We start from the raw sequence: 23,014 nt of genomic DNA, 5'->3' as shown, positions 1-23,014 counted from the left end.
CCATGGCTGTGCAGAAGTCCCGCGTTTCCCCGTCGAAGAAAGGCATGCGCCGCTCGCACGACGCCCTCACCGCCAAGCAGCTGGCCACCGACCCGACCACGGGCGAAACGCACCTGCGCCACCACGTGACGGCCGACGGTTACTACCGCGGCAAGAAGGTCGTGCCGTCGAAGAACCGCGTCGTCGAAGAGTGACGATCGCGTCCGGCGCGCTTGCGCCGGACATCCGCCGCCGCGCCGGCACCCGGCGCGCCGCGGCCCAGGCAATCAACCAGCTGTCCCCATGCGTGGCCGCGTCGGCCACCGGCCAGGACATTGGCAGGACATCGGCATGACCCAGCAAGTGTTCGCGCGCATCGCCGGTACCGGCAGTTACCTGCCGGAAAAAGTGCTGACCAACGCCGACCTGGCGAAGATCGTCGATACCAGCGATGAGTGGATCGCCACGCGCACCGGCATCCGCGAGCGGCACATCGCCGCGGACGGCCAGACCACGGGCGACCTCGCGTACCACGCCGCCGTGCGCGCGATGGAAGCCGCGGGCGTGCAGGCCTCCGAACTCGATCTCATCGTGCTCGGCACCACCACGCCGGACCTGATCTTCCCGTCCACCGCGTGCCTGGTGCAGAACCGCCTCGGCGCCAACGGCTGCCCGGCGTTCGACGTCAACGCCGCGTGCTGCGGCTTCGTCTACGCGCTCACCATCGCCGACAAGTTCATCCGCTCCGGCGCTGCGCGCACCGTGCTGGTGATCGGTGCGGAAACGCTGACGCGCATGGTCGACTGGACCGATCGCACGACGTGCGTGCTGTTCGGCGACGGCGCGGGTGCGGTGGTGCTGAAGGCCGACACCGAGACCGGCATCCTCAGCACGCACATGCATGCCGACGGCAGCAAGAAGGAATTGCTGTGGGGCCCGGTCGGCGTGTCGGTCGGCTTCAAGCCGGACGAACCCAACTGCGGCGTCAAGATCCACATGAGCGGCAACGACGTGTTCAAGCACGCCGTCAAGGCGCTGGATTCGGTCGTGGAAGAAACGCTCGAGCACAACGGCCTGGATCGCCACGACATCGACTGGCTGATCCCGCACCAGGCCAACCTGCGCATCATCGAAGCCACGGCCAAGCGCCTGGACATGCCGATGGACCGCGTGATCGTCACCGTCGACAAGCACGGCAATACCTCGTCGGGCTCCGTGCCGCTGGCGCTGGACGAAGCCGTGCGCGCCGGGCGCGTGCAGCGCGGCCAGCTGGTGCTGCTGGAAGCCTTCGGCGGCGGTTTCACCTGGGGCTCGGCGCTGCTGCGCTACTGATCCCGCATTCCAGCCTGCAGCGGCGCGCCGGAATCCGCGCGCTACTGCCGAGCTTGCATACGCAGTCGTACAGACGTTGCGCCGCGAACACTCGTATCATCCCGCTCCTTTCGACACGGGCTTGACCGCGTGACCGACCCCCAACTCGCCTTCGTTTTCCCCGGCCAGGGCTCGCAATCGGTGGGCATGCTCGCCGACCTCGCGCAGCGCCATGCCGGCGTGCAGTCGGCGTTCGCCGAAGCGTCCGATGGCGCAGGCGTCGACCTGTGGGCGCTCTCGCAGCAGGGTCCGGAAGACCAGCTCAACAAGACCGAGTTCACGCAGCCCGCGCTGCTCGCCGCGGGCGTCGCCGCATGGCGCGCGTGGAAGGCCGAAGGCGGTGCGCAGCCCGCGTTGTTCGCCGGCCACAGCCTCGGCGAATACGCCGCGCTCGTCGCCGCCGGCGCGCTGTCGCTGCACGACGGCGCGAAGCTCGTGCGCTTGCGCGGCCAGCTCATGCAGGACGCCGCACCCGCCGGCACCGGTGCGATGGCCGCCGTGCTCGGTGCCGAAGACGCGCTGGTGCTCGACGTCTGCAAGGAAGCCTCGGGCGACGAGATCGTCGTGCCCGCCAATTTCAATTCGCCGGGCCAGATCGTCATCGGCGGCCATGCCGCCGCGGTGGATCGCGCGCTCGCGCTGCTCGCCGAACGCGGCGTGCGCAAGGCGGTGAAGCTCGCCGTCAGCGTGCCGTCGCACACGCCGCTGATGCGCGAAGCCGCCAATCGCCTCGCCGAAGCGATGCACGACCTCGCATGGTCCGCGCCCGATCGCCCGGTGGTGCAGAACGTCGACGCCGAAGTGCACGACAGCGTGCAATCGATCCGCGACGCGCTCGTGCGCCAGTTGTACCTGCCCGTGCAGTGGACCGGCTGCGTGCAGGCGCTGTCCGCGCGCGGCGCCACGCGCATCGCCGAATGCGGCCCGGGCAAGGTGCTCACGGGCCTGGTGAAGCGCATCGACAAGTCCCTGGATGCGCGCGCCCTCGGCACGCAGGCCGACATGGAATCCGCGCGCACCGAATGGAGCCACGCATGAGCGAACAGATCCTCAAGGGCGAAGTCGCCCTCGTCACCGGCGCCAGCCGCGGCATCGGCGCGGCGATCGCGGACGAGCTTGCGTCGCTCGGCGCCACCGTGATCGGCACGGCCACCACCGACGCCGGCGCGCAGGCGATCGGCGAACGCCTGGCAGCGCACGGCGGCCACGGCCGCATGCTCAACGTCACCGACGGCGCGGCGATCGAAACGCTGATCGACGGCATCGCGAAAGAGTTCGGCGGCGTCTCCATCCTCGTCAACAACGCCGGCATCACGCGCGACAACCTGCTGATGCGGATGAAGGAAGAAGACTGGCAGGCCATCCTCGACACCAACCTGTCGAGCGTGTTCCGCACGTCCAAGGCCGTGATGCGCGGGATGATGAAGGCGCGCAAGGGCCGCATCATCAACATCGCCTCGGTCATCGGCGTCACCGGCAATGCGGGGCAGGCCAACTACGCCGCCGCCAAGGCCGGCATCATCGCTTTCAGCAAGTCGCTGGCGAAGGAAATCGGCAGCCGCGGCATCACCGTGAACGTGGTGGCCCCGGGCTTCATCGCCACCGACATGACCCGCGACCTGCCCGAGGACGCCAAGGCCGCCCTGGTCGGCCAGATCGCGCTGGGCCGCCTCGGCGAACCGGCCGACATCGCCCGCGCCGTGGCCTTCCTGGCCGGCCCGGCCGCTGCCTACATCACCGGCGAAACCCTGCACGTCAACGGCGGCATGTACATGCCTTGACCACCCGGCGCCCCGGGCCTTCACGCCCTGGCCGCCGATGCCCCGCCACCCCTGTTTCCACTACACTACCCGCCTGAACAGACTCCGGGAGGAGCGCAATCCATGAGCAGCATCGAAGAACGCGTCAAGAAGATCGTGATCGAACAGCTTGGCGTCAAGGAAGAAGAAGTGACCAACAGCGCTTCGTTCGTCGACGATCTCGGCGCCGACTCGCTCGACACCGTCGAACTGGTGATGGCCCTCGAAGAAGAGTTCGAGTGCGAGATCCCGGACGAAGAGGCCGAGAAGATCACCTCGGTGCAGCAGGCGATCGACTACATCAAGGCGCACGTCAAGGCCTGATCCGGCCAAGGCGTCGCAAACCACGGGGCCGCACATGCGGCCCTGTGCGTTTACGGCAAAGCAATCAGTAAGGAGCGTCTATGCGTCGCGTCGTCGTAACGGGAATGGGCATCGTCTCGCCGCTGGGCAACGACCTGGCGAGCACGTGGGACGGCATCGTCAACGGGCGTTCGGGCATCGGCCCGATCACGCATTTCGATGCGTCCACCCTCACCACGCGCATCGCCGGTGAAGTGCGCGACTTCGACATCTCCCGCTGGGTGGGGCCGAAGGACGCGCGCAAAATGGATGAGTTCATCCACTACGGCGTGGCCGCCTCGCTGATGGCGCTGGAAGACTCCGGCATCGTCGTCGACGATTCGAACGCCGAACGCATCGGCGCGCTGATCGGCTCCGGCATCGGCGGCCTGCTCGGCATCGAAGAACAGACGATCAAGGCGCACGAAACCAGCCTGCGCAAGATCTCGCCGTTCTACGTGCCCAGCACGATCATCAACATGGTCCCGGGCCAGGTGTCGCTGATCACCGGCGCGAAGGGCCCCAATTTCTCCGCGGTCTCCGCCTGCGCCACGTCCAACCATTCCATCGGCATGGCGATGCGGCTCATCCAGTACGGCGACGCCGACATGATGTTCGCCGGCGGCGCCGAACGCGGCAGCACCCCCACGTCCGTCGGCGGCTTCTGCTCGATGAAGGCGATGTCAACGCGCAACGACGACCCGACGCGCGCCTCGCGCCCGTGGGACGCCGCGCGCGACGGCTTCGTGCTCGGCGACGGCGCGGGCATCCTGATGCTCGAGGAATACGAACACGCGAAGAAGCGCGGCGCGCGCATCTATTGCGAGCTCGCCGGCTTCGGCGCCAGTTCCGATGCGTTCCACATGACGGCCCCGAGCGAGGACGGCGACGGCCCCGCGCGCTGCATGGCGGCGGCGTTCAAGGACGCGAAGATCAACGCCGACCAGATCGGTTACCTCAACGCGCACGGCACCTCCACGCCGCTGGGCGACGTCGCCGAAACGCTGGCGATCAAGCGCGCGCTGGGCGACCACGCGTACAAGACGATGGTCAGCTCCACCAAGTCGATGACGGGCCATCTGCTCGGCGCGGCGGGCGGCGCGGAAGCGATCTTCTCCGTGCTCGCGCTGCACCACGGCATCATCCCGCCGACGATCAACCTGGAAAACCCGGGCGAAGGCTGCGACCTGGACTACGTGCCCAACACGGCGCGCCAGCACCAGGTGGACGTCGCCGTGTCGAACGGCTTCGGTTTCGGCGGCACCAACGGGACGCTCGTGTTCCGTCGGATCTGATCGACATTTGCTGATCCCAACTCGCTGAGAGGCGGCTGCGTGCTCGTCACCCGACCGCTGGATCCCGCGCTCGACCTGCTCGCGCTGCACCGGCTGGCGCCCACGCGCTATCCGGTGCTGCTCGAATCCAGCGCGCACGGCACGGCGCAAGGGCGCTGGGACCTGTTGCTCGCGACCGATGGCGGCGTGTTGCGCCTGGATCCCGACGGCGTCGTGCGCGACGAGCACGGACAGGCCCATCCCGGCGGTTTCCTCGACGCGCTCGATCGCGCCTGGTCCGCGTTGCACCTGCCGCGCGAAGAACCGCGCTGGCCGTTCCGCGGCGGCTGGGCCTTGTGCCTGGCGTACGAACTGGCGGGCGAAGTCGAACAGGTGCTCCACTTGCCGACGGCGCCGGGCGCCATGCCCGTCGCATGCGCGTTGCGTTGCCCCGCCGCGATCCTGCGCGACCACGCCACCGGCGAATGCGTGGCGATCGCCGAATCCGGCCACGCCGCGTGGCTCGACCAGATTGCCGACGACATCGCGGCGACCAGCGCGTTGCCGCCGTTGCCCGAATGGCGCGCGCCGACGTCGCTCGACGAAGACGCCGCCGAACGCTTCACCGATGGTGTCGTGCGCGTGCTCGGGCACCTCGCCGCCGGCGACGTCTTCCAGGCGAACCTGTCGCGCGGTTGGCGCGCCACGTTCGATGCACCGCTCGCGCCCGCCGCGTTGCATGCACGGTTGCGCGCGGCCAATCCCGCACCGTTCGCCGGCCTGTTCGCGGGCGACGGCTGGGCGGTGGTGAGTTCCTCGCCCGAACGCCTCGTCTCGATCCGCGGCGACGCCGTTGAAACGCGCCCCATCGCCGGCACGCGCCCGCGCACGCCGGGCGACGACGATGCCGAACGCATCCGCGAACTCGTCGGCCACCCGAAGGAACGCGCCGAGCACGTGATGCTGATCGACCTCGAACGCAACGACCTCGGCCGCGTGTGCGTGGCGGGCAGCGTGGAAGTCGACGAACTGATGACGGTGGAAAGCTACGCGCACGTGCACCACATCGTGAGCAACGTGCGCGGGCGCCTGACGCCCGACGCCACGCCCGGCGCCGTGATCCGCGCGGTGTTCCCCGGCGGCACGATCACCGGCTGCCCGAAAGTGCGCTGCATGCAGATCATCGCCGCGCTGGAAGGGCAGGGGCGCGGCGCGTACACCGGTGCGTTCGGCTGGCTCAACCGCGACGGCGACCTCGACCTCAACATCCTGATCCGCAGCGCGGCGCTGGAAGGCGACACGCTGCGCTTCCGCACCGGGGCGGGCATCGTGATCGACTCCGATCCGCAGCGCGAACTCGACGAAACGCGCGCGAAGGCCCGCGGCCTGCTGCGCGCGCTGGGCGCGGGCGAATGAGCGCGACGCGCGAAGCGCTGTTCGAAGGCGCAACGCGCATCGACGCGTGGCCCGGCGACGCGCGCGCCACCGCGTACGGCGACGGCCTGTTCGAAACGATGCGCGTGCATCGCGGCGTCGTGCCGTGGGCCGACGCGCATCGCGCGCGTCTCGAAGCGGGTGCGAAACGGCTCGGCCTCTCGCTGCCTGCGCGCGAATCGGTGGACGCTGCCGCTGCCGGATTGTTCGACGACGGCGGGGACGGTGTCCTGAAACTGCTCGTCTCGCGCGGCGGCGGCGGACGCGGCTATGCGCCGATCGCGGACACCGCGCCGTTGTGGCGCCTCTCGCGCCATGCATTGCCGGCGCCCGCGCGGGCCGGGGGACTCGTCCTGCGTTGGTGCGACCTGCGCCTGTCGGCGCAGCCGGCGCTGGCGGGAATGAAGCACTGCAATCGCCTGGAGCAGGTACTCGCGCGCGCCGAATGGCAGGACGCCGGCATCGACGAAGGCCTGCTGTGCGATGTGGACGGCCACGTGATCGGTGCGACGTCGGCCAACGTGTTCGTGCTGCACGGGACGCGCTGGACCACGCCGGCCCTGGACCGCTGCGGCGTGGCGGGCGTGTGCCGCGCGTTCGTGCTCGGCGCCACCGGCGCGGTGGAGGCCCGGGTGTCGCCGGAGGATATCGGGACTGCCGACGCCGTCCTGCTGTGCAACGCGGTGCGCGGTATTCTCCCGGTCGCCCGGCTGGACGCGCGCGCATGGGCGATGCACCCCGCGGTCGCGGGCCTGCAACGCGACCTGGCGCGCGCGCATCCGGCCTTCCCGTTGCCACAGGAGCTTGCGTGAGCACATCGCGTCGACGATCGCGCCGCGGTCGCAACAAGGTGTCCGGACTGTCGAAGGTGTTCCTCCTGCTGGTCCTCGTCGCGCTGGTCGCCGGCGGCGCCTGGCTGTGGCAGCGCTACACCGGCTTCGCCGACACGCCGCTGGCGGGCCTGGAAACCGGCGACACGCTGGTGGTCGAACGCGGTGATTCGCTGGCCACGGTGGTCGCGCACCTGCGCGCGTCCGGGGTGCAGGCGGGCCATCGCCTGGAATGGCAGGCGCTGGCCGGGCAACTGGGCGCGGCCAACAAGATCCAGGTCGGCGAATACGCGCTCGAGCCCGGCACCACGCCGCGCGCGCTGCTGCTGGCGATGCGCGACGGCAAGGTGATCAGCAAGCGCTTCACGATCGTGGAGGGCTGGAACATCCGCGAGCTGCGCGCCGCGCTCGCGCGCAACCAGGACCTCGCGCACGAAACGAAGGACATGACCGACGCCGCGCTGATGTCCGCGCTCGGCCACGCGGGCCAGCATCCGGAAGGCCGCTTCCTGCCGGAGACCTACCAGTTCGTGCGCGGCGACAGCGACCTCGATGTGTTGCGTCGCGCCTACGCCGCGATGGAACGTGCGCTCGCGCAAGCCTGGGACGCGCGCGCACCGGACACCGTGCTGCGCTCGGCCGACGAGGCGTTGATCCTCGCGTCCATCGTCGAAAAGGAAACGGGCGTGGCGGACGAACGCCCGCAGATCGCCGGCGTGTTCGCGCGTCGCTTGAAGATGGGCATGCGCCTGCAGACCGATCCCACCGTCATCTACGGCATGGGCGCGACGTACGCCGGCAACATCCGGCGCGCGGACCTGCTCGCCGACACGCCGTACAACACCTACGTGCGCGCGGGCCTGCCGCCCACGCCGATCGCGATGCCCGGCATGCAAGCGCTGCAGGCGGCGACCAACCCGGCGGCGGGCGAGGCGATCTACTTCGTCGCGGTGGGCGATGGCAGCGGGCGCCACGTGTTCACGCGTTCGCTGGCCGACCACCAGGCCGCGGTGCGCGCCTACCTCGCGCGGTATCGCGCGCAACGGCAGCAGGCGCGATGAGCGACCTGCGCACGCATCCGCGGTTCGTGACCGTCGAGGGCGGCGAGGGCGCCGGCAAGACCACCGTGCTCAACGCGCTGCGCAAGGTGCTGGAAGAAAGCGGCGCGGAAGTCGTCTGCACGCGCGAGCCGGGCGGCACGCCGCTCGCCGAACGCATCCGCGCGCTGCTGCTGGATCCGCACCACGAAGCGCCCGCGCCGGAAACCGAACTCCTGCTGATGTTCGCCGCGCGCGTGCAGCACGTGCGCGAACTCATCCTGCCGGCGCTGGAGCGCGGCGCATGGGTGCTGAGCGATCGGTTCACCGATTCCAGTTACGCCTACCAGGGGGGCGGGCGCGGACTGGACGTGGCGCTGATCGCCGACCTGGAACGTCGCGTCGTCGGCCTGCGCCCCGGACTGACGCTGCTGCTCGATCTCGGTGTGCACCAGGGCCGCGAACGCATGCAGGTGCGCGACGCCGCGCCCGATCGCATCGAGCGCGAGCGGGACGAGTTCTTCGAGACGGTGCGTGCCGCGTACCTGGCGCGGGCGCAGGCCGAACCGCAGCGCATCCGCGTTGTCGATGCGTCATCGAGCGCGGCGGACGTTGCGTATCGCGCGAGCGCATTGCTGCAGCACTACCTCGGCGTCGCGCCATGAACCCGTTGCCGCCGCTCGCGCCCTGGCAAGCCCGCGCGTATGCGCATCTCGTATCGATCCTGGAAGCAGGGCGGCTCGGGCACGGCGTGCTGTTCTGCGGTCCGGCGGGCCTGGGCAAGCGCGCGGTCGCCGAGCGCCTGGCGCAGCGCGCGTTGTGCCGCGCGCCATTGCCGAACGGCGATCCATGCAACGCCTGCCGGTCGTGCCAGTTGTTCGCCGCCGGCACGCACCCGGACTTCGGCCTGGTGTCCTTCATCTTCAACAAGGAAGGGACGAAGCTGCGCACGGAGATCGTGATCGAGCAGATCCGTTCGCTGTCGGAACGCCTCGCGCTCACGCCGCAATATGGCGGCGCCCAGGTCGCGATCCTCGACCCGGCTGACGCGATCAACCACGCGGCCGCCAACGCTTTGCTCAAGACGCTCGAAGAACCGCAACCCGATCGTTATCTCTGGCTGGTCAGCGCGCATCCGCAACGCTTGTCGGCGACGATCCGCAGTCGCTGCCAGCGCGTGGAATTCCGGTTGCCGCCGATCGAGGAAGCGCAGGCCTGGCTCGCCACGCAAGGGCACAGCGTCGCACTGGCTGCCGAAGCGCTGGAAGCGGCGCGCGGCCATCCGGGCCTCGCCGATGCGTGGCTGCGGGGCGAGGGGCTGGCGGTGCGTCGCCAGGTCGCGGCCGACCTGGACAAGCTCGCGCGCGGGACCGCCGGCGCGGTGGAGACCGCGCAAGCCTGGGTGGCCGATGAATACGCCGCGCTGCGTTTGAGCCATGCGGCGGACCTCGCGCTGGCGCAGGCCGCGCGCTTGACCGATCCAAGGGGAACCCGCAGGCTGGCTGCGTGGTTCGACGCCGCGAACCGCACGCGCGACCTGTTGCGGACCACCGTGCGCGCGGACCTCGCGGTCACGGAATTGCTGATGGCGTGGCGCGGCGATGCGCCCGTTTCGAAAGGGGGCAGGGCATGAGTTCAGTCGCAGGAGCCGGTGGCGCACGACAGGGCATCCTGTCGCTCGCGATCAAGGACAAGGCAGCGCTCTACAACGCGTACATGCCCTACCTGAAATCGGGCGGCATCTTCGTGCCGACGCCCAAGCGCTACTTCCTCGGCGACGAGGTCTTCCTGCTGCTGACCCTGCTCGAAGAGAAGGACCGCCTGCCCGTGGCCGGCAAGGTGGTGTGGGTGACGCCGCCGGGCGCGCAGGGCAATCGCGCGGCCGGCATCGGCGTGCAGTTCGCCGACAGTGCCGAAGGCGAAGCGGTGAGGCACAAGATCGAAACCATCCTGGCCGGCACGCTCACGGCGGACAAGCCGACGCACACGATGTAGGTGCGCGTCAGCGCAGTTGCGGTGAATCCCAACCGGGGCGCGGCGCGAATCGATCGCCGTGCACGGCCTGCAACGCTTTCAACTTCGCCAGCAGCACGTCGGCGCCCGTCGCGCGGATGTAGGCGATCGGGCCGCCGCGGAACGGCGCGAACCCTGTGCCGAAGATCACGCCCGCATCCAGCAGGTCCGCATCCGCCACCACGCCGTCGTGCAGCGCGGCGACGGCTTCGTTGAGCAACGGCAGGATCAGGCGATCCTCGAGGTCGTCGGGCGCCTTGTAGTCCTTCGGCAGTTCCGGCTTGCGCGGCTTGCCTTCTTCCCACGCGTAGAAGCCCTGGCCGTCCTTCTTGCCGCGCTTGCCCGACGCGAGCTTGTTCTCCAGGCCCGGCGGGATCGACAGACCGAGGAACGGCGCGAGTTCGTGGCCCACGCCCGCGGCGACATCCAGGCCGACGGTATCGACGAGTTCGATCGGCCCCATCGGCATGCCGAACTTCACGGCGGCCTTGTCGATCTCCGGCCCCGGGATGCCTTCGGCGTACGCGGCCATCGCTTCGAGCATGTAGGGGAACAGCACGCGGTTGACCAGGAACCCCGGCGTGCCCGCCACCGGCACCGGCAGCTTGTCGATCGCGCGGCAGAACGCGGCCAGGCGCTTGCCGGTCTCTTCGGCCATCGTGTCGTGGTGGATGATTTCCACCAGCGGCATCAGCGCGACCGGGTTGAAGTAATGCAGGCCGGCGAACCGTTCCGGGTGCGCGATGTGGCCGCGCAGTTCGGTCAACGGAATCGACGAGGTGTTGGTGGTGAGCAGCGCGTCGGGCTTGAGGCGCGGTTCCACTTCGGCGTAGAGCGCGCGCTTGGCCTCGGGTTGCTCGATGATCGCTTCGATCACCAGGTCCGCGGTCTGCACGCCATCGCCGTGCAGGTCGCCGCGCAGGCGCGCCGCGACCGCGGGACGTCGCGCGGCGTCCTTGATGCGCTTGGCGAACATGTCCTGCGCGCGCTGCAACGCCCGGTCGATGAAACGCTGTTCGCGATCGGCCAGCGTGACCTCGAAGCCCTTGTAGGCCGACCACGCCGCGATGTCGCCGCCCATCACGCCGGCGCCGACGACGTGCACGCACACGATGCCGTGGTCCTTGCCGCCCAGGCCCTTCAGGCGTTCCTGCAGGAAGTACACGCGGATCAAATTGCGCGCGGTAGGCGTGGACGCGAGCTTGACGACGGACTTGCGTTCGGCGCCGAGCAGCGACTGGATGCCGCCGCCGCTGCGCCGCCAGGTTTCGATGAGCGTGTAAGGCGCGGGGTAGTGTTCGCGACGCGCCTTGCGCGCAACCTGCTTGGCCAGCATCGGCGCGAGGATCTGTCGCGCGGGCCACGTGTTGGTGAGCCATGCAAGCGCGCGTTGCTTGAACGGACGCGTCGTGCCGCGGCGCGCGAGTTCGACGGCCGCGTCGGTGAGCATCGCCGGTTCGACCACCTTGTCGACCAGGCCCATCGCGCGCGCCGCGGAAGCCGACAACGTGCGGCCGGTCAGCATCATGTCGAACGCCGCCGGTGCACCCACCAGCCGCGGCAGGCGCACGCTGCCGCCCCAACCCGGGTAGATGCCGAGTTTCACTTCGGGCAGGCCGATGCGCGTGGAGGGATCATTGGTGGCGACGCGATAGCGACAGGCCAGCGCGATCTCGGTGCCGCCGCCCATGCAGTGGCCGTGGATCGCGGCGACCGTGGGGCAGCGCAGTTCGGCCAGCCGCTGGAACACCTGCTGCCCGCGACGGATCGCGTCGCCGACCGTGCCCTTCTCGTCGAAGGCCTGGAATTCCTTGATGTCGGCGCCCGCGATGAAGCCGGCGACCTTGGCCGAGCGGATCACCAGGCCCTTCGGCGGATCCAGCGCCAGCCGTTCCAGCAGCGCGTCCAGTTCGAACAGCACGTCCTGCGACAGCGTGTTCACGCCCTGTCCGGCGCGGTCGAAGCTCAGCACCAGCACGCCGTCGGCCGCGCTTTCGACGCGCCAGTGCTGGAAGCGCAGACCATCGAGTCCAGCGAGCATGGGACCATCCGACAGGGTACGGGGGAGGGGGCTATGATCCCGGCCGCGTTTGAGTCCCGTCAATGCCGCCCCCATTAGAGTCGCGTGAAGCCCGCCGCGACGCGGCCGGGCGGTGAACTTTCCTGGACATCGACTGTCCCAAGGCCCGGCCATGCGCCGAGCGACCACTGCAGGAGCCCGGCGCGGCGATGGCCACCGACAACGAAACACAGGAACTCGACCAGGCGCTCGTGGCCCGGGTGCAGCGCGGCGACAGCCTCGCCTTCGACCTGCTGGTGCGCAAATACCAGCACCGGATCGCGGCGCTGATCTCGCGTTACATCAAGGACTGGAGCGAAGTGCAGGACGTCGCGCAGGAAACCTTCATCCGCGCCTATCGCGCGATCGGGAACTTCCGCGGCGACGCCCAGTTCTACACGTGGCTCCACCGGATCGCAGTGAACACCGCAAAGAACCACCTTGTCGCCAACAACCGCCGCCCGCCGACCGACGACATCGACGTCTCCGACGCCGAACACTTCGATTCCGGGATCCGCCTCCGCGACAACGACACCCCGGAACGCGAACTGATGCGCCAGGAAATCGAAACCGCCGTGATGCGCGTGGTCGACAAGCTTCCCGCCGAACTGCGCGAAGCGATCACGCTGCGCGAGGTGGAAGGCCTGAGTTACGAAGAGATCGCCGAGCGGATGCAATGCCCCATCGGCACGGTGCGTTCCCGCATCTTCCGTGCGCGCGATGCGATCGACGAAGCCCTGCGCCCCTTGCTCGACACCGAACCGAAACGCGAGCGTGCCTCCCGATGACCACGACCAGCCACCCGACCTCCGATCGCGAAGCGCTGAGCGCGTTGTTCGACGGCGAACTCGCCGGCGACGCGGCCCGTTTCGCCCTCAAGCGCCTCGACCACGACCAGGACTGGCGCGACAGCTGCGAGCGCTGGCAGGTCGTCGGCGATGTGCTGCGCGGCGCAGCCAATCCGCGCATGCCGTCCACGTTCGCCGCACGCGTGCACGATGCGTTGCGCGCCTCGGCCCCCGCACCCGTTGCCAAGCCCGCTTCCACGCGTCGCTGGGGCACGGTGGCGCTCGCTGCGTCCGCGGCGATGGTCGCGTTCTTCCTCGCGCGCTTGCCGCACACCGCGGATGCCCCTGCATCGGCGCCCACCGTCGCCTCTTCCGCGGGCAACACCGCGCCCGCGCGCGACATGGCCGCAACGCAGCCCGCCGCGCGCACGCCGAAGGTGCCCACGGCACCGGACCAGGCGGGCGATCCGTCCGCCGTGCAGCTCGTCGGCGCCAGCGTGGCGCTCGCTTCCGCCACGCGCCAGGCCAGCCAGCGCCGCGCACCGCAACGTGCGCAGCGCAATGCCGCGCCGCCTGCGACGGTGCGTTCGCCGGTCACCGCCGATGTCGTCGGTGCGGATGTCGTCGGTGCGGACGTCGTCGACATCGCCGTGGCCGATGTGCGCCCCGCAACGCCGCCCAACGTATTGACCACCGCGACGCCGTTCGATGCCAACGCCGCGCGCCCGTGGCCGCGTGCCGTGTTGCCGCAATACAGCGGCAGCGCCGCGCTGTCGGCGGACTACGTGCAGGCGCCGTCCTTCTATCCCTTCGTCCCGCGCGTGCCCGCGGACACCGCAGCGCCTGCCGCGAACGAAGACATCGCACCGCAATCGCCCTGAGCCCGAGCCACTTCCGCCCACGCATTCCCCTTCCCTGATCGAGGATGCCTCCCCGATGCGCGCCGCACTCCGTCCTGTCTTCCGCAATGCCCTGCTGGTGGCCGCGACGGCCACCGCGACCACCGCGGTGCTCGTCGCCACCGACGTGATGCCGAACGCGAACGCGCAGACCACCGCGCCCGCCACGCCCGCGCCGCAGATGGTCTCGGGCCTGCCCGATTTCACGAACCTCGTCGACCAGGTCGGTCCGGCGGTCGTCAACGTCGAAGCCGACATCAACGGCGGAGCGAAGGACCAGCCGGCGACGGACGACGACGAAGACATGCCCGAATTCTTCCGGCGCTTCTTCGGCCCCGGCATGCCGATGCCGCAGATGCCGCCCGGCGGACGCGGGCAGGGCGTGTCGATGGGCACCGGCTTCCTGATCTCGCCCGACGGTTACGTGCTCACCAACCACCACGTGGTCGACGGCGCGGATGAAGTGAAGGTGCGCCTGTCGGATCGTCGCGAATTCACCGCGAAGGTCGTCGGCAGCGACGAACAATCCGACGTCGCGCTGCTCAAGATCGCCGCCACCAATCTCCCGTCGCTGCGCATCGGCGATTCGCGCGCGCTGCGCCCGGGGCAGTGGGTGGTCGCGATCGGGTCGCCGTTCGGGCTCGATCATTCCGTCACCGCCGGCATCGTGAGCGCGGTGGGCCGTTCCAATCCGTACGCCAACCAGCAATACGTGCCTTTCATCCAGACCGACGTCGCGATCAACCGCGGCAACTCCGGTGGCCCGCTGCTCGACACGCGCGGCCAGGTGGTCGGCATCAACTCGCAGATCTTCAGCAATTCCGGCGGCTACATGGGCGTGAGCTTCGCGATCCCGATCGACGTGGCGATGAACGCCGTCGACCAGCTCAAGCGCAGCGGCCGCGTCAGCCGTGGCCTGCTCGGCATCGGCCTGGAGGGCATCGACAACGACCAGGCCCGCGCACTCGGCCTGCCCGACACGCGCGGCGCGCTCGTGCGCGAAGTGCAACCGGGCGGCGGCGCCGCGAAGGCCGGCGTGCAGCGCCTCGACGTGATCCGCGCATTCAACGGCACGCCGATCGAAGACGCCTCGTCGCTGCCGCCGCTGGTGGGCGCGCTGCCCCCGGGTGCGAAGACCACGCTGACGATCATGCGCGACGGCAAGTCGCGCGACGTGACCGTGGTGCTGGGCGAACTGGATGCCGGCCCGCGCACCATCCCCACGTCCGCCACGCCGGCGCCCACGCACGACAACCCGCTCGGCATCGTCGGCGAAGACCTCGACCAGGCGCAGCGTCGCCAGCTCGGGCTGGACGCGGGCGAGGGCGTGGCGATCGCGCGCATCGAAGGCCTCGCCGCGCGTCGCGCCGGCCTGCAGCCCGGCGACGTGATCCTCGCGGTGGGCCGCAATTCCGTCGGCACCCGCGCCGCGCTCGACCGCGAACTGCGCGCGCTGAAGGCCGGCGACACGGCGATGCTGCTCGTGCAGCGCGGCGGCAGCAGCCGCTATGTCGCCGTCACCCCGCGTCCCGCCAGCACGCCCAGCGAGCAATAACAAGCGATACACCCGCCCATCCGGCTGCCCCGTTGCCCTGATCCCCCCACGGGGCGGCGGGGCAGCCGTGCGATAATGCCGCGCTTTTTCACGCCCGGCCTTCAATGCAGCTCATTCGCAACTTCTCGATCATCGCCCACGTCGACCACGGCAAGTCGACGCTGGCCGACCGCATCATCCAACTCTGTGGCGGCCTGGAGGCGCGCGAGATGGAGGCGCAGGTGCTCGACTCCAATCCGATCGAGCGCGAGCGCGGCATCACCATCAAGGCCCAGTCCGTGTCGCTGCCGTACACCGCGCGCGACGGCGTGACCTACCAGTTGAACTTCATCGACACGCCCGGCCACGTGGACTTCAGCTACGAAGTCTCGCGTTCGCTCGCCGCGTGCGAAGGCGCGCTGCTCGTCGTCGACGCCGCGCAGGGCGTCGAGGCCCAGTCGGTCGCCAACTGCTACACCGCGGTCGAGCAGGGCCTGGAAGTCGTCCCGGTCCTCAACAAGATCGACCTGCCCACCGCCGACATCGACCGCGTCAAGAAGGAAATCGAAGCCGTCATCGGCATCGACGCCGAAGACGCGGTGGCCATCAGCGCCAAGACCGGCCTCAACGTCGTCGACGTGCTCGAAGCCATCGTCAAGCGCATCCCGCCGCCGGTGCCGCGCGACACCGACAAGCTGCAGGCGCTGATCATCGATTCGTGGTTCGACAACTACCTCGGCGTCGTCAGCCTCGTGCGCGTGATGCAGGGCGAGATCGTGCCCGGCGCGAAGATGCTGGTGATGTCCACCGGCCGCACGCACCAGGTCGAAGGCGTCGGCGTGTTCACCCCGAAGCGCAAGCCGCTGAAGAAACTCGGCGCGGGCGAAGTGGGCTGGATCACCGCCTCGATCAAGGACGTGCACGGCGCGCCGGTCGGCGACACGCTCACGCTCGCCAACGATCCGGCCGCCAAGCCGCTGCCCGGCTTCCAGGAAATGCAGCCGCGCGTGTTCGCGGGCCTGTTCCCCGTGGATGCCGAGGACTACCCCGCGCTGCGCGAAGCGCTGGAAAAACTGCGCCTCAACGACGCCGCCCTGCGCTTCGAACCCGAAAGCTCCGAGGCCATGGGCTTCGGTTTCCGCTGCGGCTTCCTCGGCATGCTGCACCTGGAGATCGTGCAGGAGCGCCTGGAGCGCGAATACAACCTCAACCTGATCACCACCGCGCCCACGGTGATCTACGAAGTGCTCAAGACCGACGGCACCGTGATGCCGCTGGACAACCCGGCCAAGCTCCCGCCGGTGAACCACATCGAGGAGATCCGCGAACCGATCATCCGCGCCAACGTGCTCACGCCGCCGGACTACGTCGGCAACGTGATCACCCTGTGCGAGGAAAAGCGCGGCTCGCAGGTCGGCATCACGTACATGGGCAGCCAGGTGCAGATCAGCTACGAGCTGCCGATGGCCGAAGTGGTGCTCGACTTCTTCGACCGCCTCAAGTCGGTCTCGCGCGGCTATGCCTCGCTGGACTACCACTTCGTGCGGTTCCAGGCTGGCCCGTTCGTGCGCGTGGATACGTTGATCAACGGCGACAAGGTGGATGCGCTGTCCATCATCACCCACCGTGCGCACGCCGATCGCCGGGGACGCGACCTGACCGAGAAGATGCGCGAGCTGATCCCGCGGCAGATGTTCGACGTGGCGATCCAGGCCGCGGTCGGCTCGCAGATCATTTCGCGCAGCACGGTCAAGGCGCTGCGCAAGAACGTGCTGGCCAAGTGCTACGGCGGCGATGCCTCCCGCAAGAAGAAGCTCCTCGAGAAGCAGAAAGAGGGCAAGAAGCGGATGAAGCAGGTCGGACGCGTGGAAATCCCCCAGGAGGCGTTCCTCGCCGTCCTGCAGGTCGACAACAAGTAAGCTGCGCCCGACGGGCCGGTAAAAGGAGCAGGCATGATTGCGTGGTTCGAGAAGGTCCTGGTGGGGCTGACCCTGCTCACCGGCCTCATCTGGTTGGTGGACCGCCTGTTCTTCGCCAAGCGCCGCGCCGAGCGCGCCGGCCTGCTGGACGAGAAGGAACCCATCCTCGTCGACTATTCGCGTGCGTTCTTCCCGGTCCTGGCCCTGGTGCTGGGGTTGCGCAGCTTCGTCGCCGAGCCGTTCAAGATCCCGTCCAGCTCGATGATGCCCACGCTGCTGATCGGCGACTTCATCCTGGTCAACAAGTTCGCCTACGGCCTGCGGCTGCCGATCAACAACCACAAGTTCCTCGCCATCGGCGAACCCAAGCGGGGCGACGTGGTGGTCTTCCGCCCGCCGCACCATCCCGACCAGGACTGGATCAAGCGCGTCATCGGCCTGCCCGGCGACACGGTGGCCTACCGGGCCAACACCGTGTACGTGAACGGTGTCCCGATGCGCTACGCGAAGATCGGCAACTATGTCGGCAAGGGCCAGGGCGCGGACATGACCGGGGCCGACCTGTTGCAGGAACAGCTGCCGGGTCGCCCGCACGACGTCCTCGAACGCGAGGATTCGGCGTACTTCACCCAGCAGGGCGAGGGGGAGTGGACGGTGCCGCCGGGGCAGTATTTCGTCATGGGCGACAATCGTGATAATTCTGAGGACAGTCGCTTCTGGGAAGTGCACTTCCTGCCGGAGGAAAACCTCCGCGGCAAGGCCTTCCTGATCTGGTTGAACTGGGACTGGAGCGCGGGCGGGGTGGATTTCTCGAGGATGGGGTCGAGCATCCCGTAACGGGCACGAATTTCGGGTATGGGGAAGGGGATCCAAATGAAGCGCACGCAACGCGGCATCACGCTGTTGGGGTTCATCGCCATCCTCGCGGTGGCGGGCATTTTCATCTACGTCGGGATGAAGGTGATCCCGATGTACACCGAGTACTACGCCGTCAAGAAGTCCATGCAGGGCCTGGCCCTGGAGCCCGGCATCAACAACGCCGGGACCGACAAGATTCGCAACCTGTTCTTCCGCCGCCTCTACGTGAACTACTCGGAGAACGTGAAGGCGGAGAACGTCAAGATCGAGCGCATGGGCGGCGGCTGGAAGATGACGGTGAAGTACGAAGTGCGCCGTCCGCTGATCTCCAACCTCGACGTCGTCGGCAACTTCGAGAACGTGCAGGAACTCACCCACGGTGGCCCGTCCGACTGACGGGGCGCCGCGGCTGCCCGGGGTCGAATTCACCGACCCCGGCTTGCTCGTCCAGGCGCTCACCCACCGCAGCGCCGCGTCCATCCACAACGAGCGGCTGGAATTCCTCGGCGACGCGCTCGTCAACCTGATCGTCGCCGAAGCCCTCTACGCGCACTGGCCGAAGGCCGACGAAGGCACGCTTACCCGCGCCCGCGCCGAACTCGTGCGCGAGTCCTCGCTGGCCGCCATCGCGCGGCACATGCAGCTGGGCGAAAAGCTGATCCTGGGCCCCGGCGAGATGAAGTCCGGCGGCCATCGCCGCGACTCGATCCTGGCCGACGCGCTGGAAGCGATCATCGGCGCCATCCACCTGGATGCCGGCTTCGAAGCGTGCCGCGCCGCCGTCCTGCCCTGGTTCGAAGCGGCCATCGCCGCGCTGCCGCCGCCCAACAAGCTCGGCAAGGACGGCAAGACGCGCCTGCAGGAATGGGTGCAGGCGCGCCAGAAGCCGCTGCCGGTCTACCGCCTGCTGGCCGAATCCGGCGACGAACACGCCAAGCAGTTCAGCGTGGCCTGCACGCTGGCCGATCCGCCGATGGAGTGCGTGGGCGAGGGACATTCGCGCCGCGCCGCCGAGCAGGTCGCCGCGGAACGCATCCTCGCCACGCTCGATCCCAACTGACGCGCGTTGCAGCGCCTCGTTTTGGCGAGAATCGCGGGCGCCGGCAGGGCCGCGGGCTTAGAATCCCCGCATGACAGACCTCCCCTCCCACCGCGCCGGCCACGTCGCCGTGATCGGCCGCCCGAACGTGGGCAAGTCGACGCTCGTCAACGCCCTCGTCGGCTTCAAGATCAGCATCACCTCCAACCGTCCGCAGACCACGCGCCACCGGCTGCTCGGCATCGCCTCGTTCCCGCACGGCCAGTTGCTGCTGGTCGACACGCCCGGCCTGCACCGCGAGCAGAAGAAGGCGATGAACCGGATGATGAACCGCGCCGCCCGCGGCGCGCTGGAAGGCGTGGACGCCGCGCTGCTGGTGATCGAAGCCGGCCGCTGGGACGACGAAGACACGCTCGCCTACGAAGCGCTGAAGGAGGCCGGCGTGCCGGTGGTGCTGGCGGTCAACCAGGTCGATCGCATCAAGGACAAGGGCAAGCTGCTGCCGTTCCTCGCCGAGGTGGCGAAGGATCGCGAGTTCGCGGCCGTGCATCCGATCTCCGCGCTCAAGCGCAAGGGGCTCGAAGACCTCGTCGACAGCCTGCTGCCGCTCGTGCCGGAGCAAGCCGCGCTGTACGGCGAAGACGAAATCACCGACAAGAGCCAGCGCTTCCTCGCCGGCGAACTGGTGCGCGAACAACTGATGCGCCAGCTCGGCGCGGAACTGCCGTACGCCACCACCGTGGAGATCGAACAGTTCGCCGTCGACGGCAAGCTGCTGCGCATCGGCGCGGTGATCTGGGTGGAACGCGACGGGCAGAAGGCCATCGTGATCGGCAAGGGCGGCGAACGCCTGCGCGAGATCGGCACGCGCGCGCGCGGGCAGATGGAACGCCTGTTCGACAGCAAGGTGTTCCTGGAAACCTGGGTGCGCGTGCGCGAAGGCTGGTCGAACGACGAGGCCGCACTGCGCACGCTCGGCTACCACGACTGATCGCGCCCCCGCATCGCGTGCCACGCCGCTGACGCATGCGCATCGTCGACGAACCCGCCTACGTCCTGCACACGCGCGCCTGGCGCGAGACCAGCCTGCTCGTCGAAGTGCTGTCGCAGAACCACGGCCGCATGGGGCTGGTCGCGCGCGGCGTCGGCGGGCCGAAGCGCCACGTGCTGCGCGCCGCGTTGCAACCGTTGCAATACGTCCGCCTGGATTGCGTGCTGCGCGGCGAACTCGCGCAACTGCGCCAGGCAGAAGCGCTCGACGCCGCACCGCTGCTGCAGGGCGACGCCGCGCTCGCCGCGTTCTACGTCAACGAACTCGTGCTGCGCCTGGCGCCGCGCGGCGATCCGCATTCGGAGATCTTCGCGACCTACGGCCAGGTGCGCGCAGGCCTGGGCTCGGACGCACCGGTCGCGTGGACGCTGCGCCTGTTCGAACGCGACCTGCTCGAAGCCCTGGGCTTCGGCCTCGCGCTGGATGTCGATGTCGACGGCGTACCGATCGATCCCGCCGCGCGCTATCGCCTCGATCCCGAACAAGGCCCGCGCCGCGTCCGACACGACCGCGGGCAGGGCGACCGCGACACCGCCGCCACCGGATCGGCCTTGCTCGCGCTGGCGTCCGACGTCCAGCCCGGCCCGGAAGACCTCGCCAGCCTGCGCCGCGCCCTGCGCGACGTGCTGGCCCACCACCTCGGGCCGCGCGGGCTGAAGTCGTGGGACATGCTGGCCGAACTCGGGCGCTTGTCGCGCCCGCGAAATCCCTGAAGACGCCGGCCCCGCTATCCTCCCGCCGGTGAAGCCCCTGCGCCACGCCGTCGCCCTGCTGCTCGCGCTGTTCGCCGGCGTTGCGCACGCGCGCACGCTCGATGCCGACATCGCCCGCGTGCGCCTGCCCATCGCCACGCTCGAAGGCGTGCACGTGCACCTGGACTGGCCCGCGAATGCGACCGAAGGCGCATTGCACCTCACCGCCGCGCGCGTCGATGCGCCCGACCTCGGCGTGCATGCGCGCAACCTCGCGTGGACCTGTCCGTTGCGGCGTGCGCCGCGCGCAGGCTGGCAGTGCGACGGCACGTTGCGCAGCGGGCGCGACACGTTCGCGCTGTCGATCGCCTTCGATGCCGCCGATACGCGCGCGCGTTTCGGTCGCGGCCGCGGCGTGCTCGCCGTCGAACGCAATGCCGCCACGCCCGATCTCACCCGCGTCGATCTCGCGCAGGTGCCGATCGCCTGGGCGCAAGGCCTGTTGTCGCAGGCGTGGGCGGATGCGCGCCTGCAGGGCGGCACGCTCGACGGGCGCGTGGACGTGCGCAGCCCGAAACGCGGTCCGCTGCAGATCGCCGGTCATCTGCAAACGAACGGCCTGAAACTCGAAACCACCGACGCCAGCATCGCGGGCGACCATCTCGCCGGTGCGTTCGATTTCGACTACCGCATCAACGATGCGCCAACGCCGTCGCTGCTCACGCTCGACGGCACGCTGCGCGGCGGCGAATTCCTCGTCGGCACCACGTACGTCGCATTGCCCGCGACCCCGGTCGCGTTGTCGATCGCGGCCGAACATCGCGTCGGCGACGGCTGGCGCCTGCCGCGCCTCTCGTGGGACGACGGCAACGTGCTGCAAGTGACCGGCAGCGCTACGTTCGCCGAAGACGCGGCACTGCGCGCGCTCGATTTGCAGGTCCGCAGCCGCGACCTCGCCCCCGTGCGCGATCGCTACCTGTCCGGCGTGCTCGGCAACGCGGGCCTCGGCGAACTCGCGCTGTCCGGCGCGCTGGATGCGCACGTGCGCCTCGACGAATCCGGGTTGCGCGATTTCGTCGCGACGCCGCACGCGGTGGACATCGTCGATCCCGGCGGACGCTTCGCCTTCCATGGCCTCGACGGCGAACTGCGCTTCTCCGGCGACGCCGCCGAAACCAGTGCGCTGCGTTGGCACGACGGCGCGCTGTACGGCCTGAAGTTCGATGCCGCCTCGCTGCCGCTGCGCAGCGAACGCGGCGCGATCGCCCTCACCGCGCCCGTCGATGTTCCCTTCCTCGGCGGTTCGCTGCGCTTCGAGGACATGACGCTGCGCCCGCCGGCGAACGGGCAGGGCGCCGACGCGGTGTTCGGCCTGCGCGTGGACCACCTCGACATCGGCCAGCTCGCCACCACGTTCGGCTGGCCTGCCTTCCGCGGCGAACTCACCGGCCGCCTGCCGCGCGCGCACTACGCGAACGAACGCCTCGACTTCGAAGGCGGCCTGTCGATGGCGATGTTCGACGGGCGCGTGGATGTGTCGTCGCTATCGATGGAGCGTCCGTTCGGCGTGGCGCCCACGCTCGCGGCCGACCTGCGCATCGACGACCTCGATTTGCTCGCCCTCACCGAAGTCTTCGACTTCGGCAGCATCACCGGGCGCCTGGACGGCACGATCGACGCGCTGCGCCTGGTCGACTGGAGCGTCACGGCCTTCGACGCACGGCTGCACACCGACACGCCGCCGCGCGGCGTGCGCCAGCGCATCAGCCAGCGCGCCGTGCAGAGCATTTCGAGCGTCGGCGATTCCTCGTTCGTCACCACCCTGCAGGGCAAGCTGATCGGGCTGTTCGACGACTTCGGTTATCGGCGCATCGGCATCGGCTGTCGCCTGGCCAACGAAGTGTGTGAAATGACGGGCCTGCGTTCAGCGGGCGACACCTTTACTATCGTCGACGGTGCGGGCATCCCGCGCCTGACGGTCAACGGGATCCACCGCCGGGTCGATTGGCCCACCCTCGTCGAACGCCTCGCGGCGGTCGGCTCGGGCGAGGTGAAACCCGTCGTCGAATGACCTTCCATCCACGCAACGCCAAGGA

General features: G+C 69.3%; 23 protein-coding genes. 22 read left to right on the top strand and 1 reads right to left on the bottom strand.

Translation table 11 applies throughout. From position 1 onward, the window contains the following. The first annotated feature begins 2 nt into the window (after positions 1-2). The 12 genes from rpmF to LYSCAS_RS01145 all read left to right on the top strand — a co-directional run bounded on the left by rpmF (position 3) and on the right by LYSCAS_RS01145 (position 10,061). Positions 3-194: a 50S ribosomal protein L32 gene (gene rpmF, locus LYSCAS_RS01200; protein WP_213435234.1), complete on the top strand. Its 192-nt coding sequence runs from the start codon at positions 3-5 to the stop codon at positions 192-194. 136 nt (positions 195-330) lie between these two features. Continuing rightward, a complete protein-coding gene (locus LYSCAS_RS01195) occupies positions 331-1,311 on the top strand; it encodes a beta-ketoacyl-ACP synthase III (RefSeq protein ID WP_213435233.1) in 981 nt (326 codons plus the stop codon). Positions 1,312-1,440: 129 nt separating this feature from the next. Further along, positions 1,441-2,388: an ACP S-malonyltransferase gene (gene fabD, locus LYSCAS_RS01190; protein ID WP_213435232.1), complete on the top strand. Its 948-nt coding sequence runs from the start codon at positions 1,441-1,443 to the stop codon at positions 2,386-2,388. Next, positions 2,385-3,131 (top strand): 3-oxoacyl-ACP reductase FabG, encoded by a 747-nt coding sequence (fabG, locus tag LYSCAS_RS01185; RefSeq protein WP_213435231.1) that lies wholly within the window; start codon positions 2,385-2,387, stop codon positions 3,129-3,131. The genes fabD and fabG overlap by 4 nt, the downstream gene beginning before the upstream one ends. A 102-nt stretch (positions 3,132-3,233) precedes the next feature. Then, entirely contained in the window at positions 3,234-3,473 is a 240-nt protein-coding gene (gene acpP, locus LYSCAS_RS01180) for an acyl carrier protein (RefSeq protein ID WP_036169052.1), read from the top strand. A gap of 80 nt (positions 3,474-3,553) precedes the next feature. Next, on the top strand, positions 3,554-4,786 hold the full coding sequence (gene fabF, locus LYSCAS_RS01175) for a beta-ketoacyl-ACP synthase II (protein WP_213435230.1): 1,233 nt from the start codon (positions 3,554-3,556) through the stop codon (positions 4,784-4,786). Positions 4,787-4,825: 39 nt separating this feature from the next. Then, the gene (locus LYSCAS_RS01170; protein ID WP_213435229.1) at positions 4,826-6,181 is read left to right on the top strand and encodes an aminodeoxychorismate synthase component I; all 1,356 of its coding nucleotides are present in this window, start codon (positions 4,826-4,828) and stop codon (positions 6,179-6,181) included. Further along, positions 6,178-7,011 (top strand): aminodeoxychorismate lyase, encoded by an 834-nt coding sequence (pabC, locus tag LYSCAS_RS01165; RefSeq protein ID WP_213435228.1) that lies wholly within the window; start codon positions 6,178-6,180, stop codon positions 7,009-7,011. The genes LYSCAS_RS01170 and pabC overlap by 4 nt, the downstream gene beginning before the upstream one ends. Positions 7,012-7,076: 65 nt before the next feature. Next, complete coding sequence (mltG, locus tag LYSCAS_RS01160; RefSeq protein ID WP_244858773.1) at positions 7,077-8,090, top strand: endolytic transglycosylase MltG; 1,014 nt, start codon at positions 7,077-7,079, stop codon at positions 8,088-8,090. Beyond that, complete coding sequence (tmk, locus tag LYSCAS_RS01155; RefSeq protein WP_213435226.1) at positions 8,087-8,731, top strand: dTMP kinase; 645 nt, start codon at positions 8,087-8,089, stop codon at positions 8,729-8,731. Before mltG ends, tmk begins: the two co-directional genes overlap by 4 nt. Next, complete coding sequence (locus tag LYSCAS_RS01150; RefSeq protein WP_213435225.1) at positions 8,728-9,699, top strand: DNA polymerase III subunit delta'; 972 nt, start codon at positions 8,728-8,730, stop codon at positions 9,697-9,699. Before tmk ends, LYSCAS_RS01150 begins: the two co-directional genes overlap by 4 nt. After that, entirely contained in the window at positions 9,696-10,061 is a 366-nt protein-coding gene (locus LYSCAS_RS01145) for a PilZ domain-containing protein (RefSeq protein ID WP_213435224.1), read from the top strand. The genes LYSCAS_RS01150 and LYSCAS_RS01145 overlap by 4 nt, the downstream gene beginning before the upstream one ends. A 7-nt stretch (positions 10,062-10,068) precedes the next feature. On the opposite strand, the gene LYSCAS_RS01140 is transcribed toward LYSCAS_RS01145, so the two are convergent. Further along, positions 10,069-12,120, bottom strand: a complete 2,052-nt coding sequence (locus tag LYSCAS_RS01140) for a 3-hydroxyacyl-CoA dehydrogenase NAD-binding domain-containing protein (protein WP_213435223.1) — start codon at positions 12,118-12,120, stop codon at positions 10,069-10,071. A gap of 188 nt (positions 12,121-12,308) precedes the next feature. On the opposite strand from LYSCAS_RS01140, the gene rpoE reads away from it, so the two are divergent. The 10 genes from rpoE to LYSCAS_RS01090 all read left to right on the top strand — a co-directional run bounded on the left by rpoE (position 12,309) and on the right by LYSCAS_RS01090 (position 22,989). Further along, the gene (rpoE, locus tag LYSCAS_RS01135; protein WP_213435222.1) at positions 12,309-12,926 is read left to right on the top strand and encodes an RNA polymerase sigma factor RpoE; all 618 of its coding nucleotides are present in this window, start codon (positions 12,309-12,311) and stop codon (positions 12,924-12,926) included. Then, on the top strand, positions 12,923-13,807 hold the full coding sequence (locus tag LYSCAS_RS01130; protein WP_213435221.1) for an RseA family anti-sigma factor: 885 nt from the start codon (positions 12,923-12,925) through the stop codon (positions 13,805-13,807). The genes rpoE and LYSCAS_RS01130 overlap by 4 nt, the downstream gene beginning before the upstream one ends. A gap of 55 nt (positions 13,808-13,862) precedes the next feature. After that, a complete protein-coding gene (locus LYSCAS_RS01125; protein ID WP_213435220.1) occupies positions 13,863-15,380 on the top strand; it encodes a DegQ family serine endoprotease in 1,518 nt (505 codons plus the stop codon). A 104-nt stretch (positions 15,381-15,484) separates the two neighbouring features. Continuing rightward, entirely contained in the window at positions 15,485-17,278 is a 1,794-nt protein-coding gene (gene lepA, locus LYSCAS_RS01120) for a translation elongation factor 4 (RefSeq protein ID WP_213435219.1), read from the top strand. Between the two features lie 36 nt (positions 17,279-17,314). Continuing rightward, a complete protein-coding gene (lepB, locus tag LYSCAS_RS01115) occupies positions 17,315-18,115 on the top strand; it encodes a signal peptidase I (protein ID WP_213437475.1) in 801 nt (266 codons plus the stop codon). Positions 18,116-18,151: 36 nt separating this feature from the next. Then, complete coding sequence (locus tag LYSCAS_RS01110) at positions 18,152-18,532, top strand: DUF4845 domain-containing protein (RefSeq protein ID WP_213435218.1); 381 nt, start codon at positions 18,152-18,154, stop codon at positions 18,530-18,532. Next, a complete protein-coding gene (gene rnc / locus LYSCAS_RS01105) occupies positions 18,516-19,196 on the top strand; it encodes a ribonuclease III (protein ID WP_213435217.1) in 681 nt (226 codons plus the stop codon). Before LYSCAS_RS01110 ends, rnc begins: the two co-directional genes overlap by 17 nt. A gap of 70 nt (positions 19,197-19,266) precedes the next feature. Continuing rightward, complete coding sequence (gene era, locus LYSCAS_RS01100) at positions 19,267-20,166, top strand: GTPase Era (RefSeq protein ID WP_213435216.1); 900 nt, start codon at positions 19,267-19,269, stop codon at positions 20,164-20,166. A 35-nt stretch (positions 20,167-20,201) separates the two neighbouring features. Further along, positions 20,202-20,939 (top strand): DNA repair protein RecO, encoded by a 738-nt coding sequence (gene recO / locus LYSCAS_RS01095; protein ID WP_213435215.1) that lies wholly within the window; start codon positions 20,202-20,204, stop codon positions 20,937-20,939. Positions 20,940-20,967: 28 nt separating this feature from the next. Continuing rightward, the gene (locus tag LYSCAS_RS01090; RefSeq protein ID WP_213435214.1) at positions 20,968-22,989 is read left to right on the top strand and encodes a translocation/assembly module TamB domain-containing protein; all 2,022 of its coding nucleotides are present in this window, start codon (positions 20,968-20,970) and stop codon (positions 22,987-22,989) included. Positions 22,990-23,014 lie beyond the last annotated feature (25 nt).

It is taken from the genome of Noviluteimonas caseinilytica, from assembly GCF_018406605.1.
GTDB lineage: Bacteria > Pseudomonadota > Gammaproteobacteria > Xanthomonadales > Xanthomonadaceae > Noviluteimonas > Noviluteimonas caseinilytica.
Note: the sequence above shows the minus strand (reverse complement) of the source record. Positions and strands in the feature narration are given on the sequence as shown.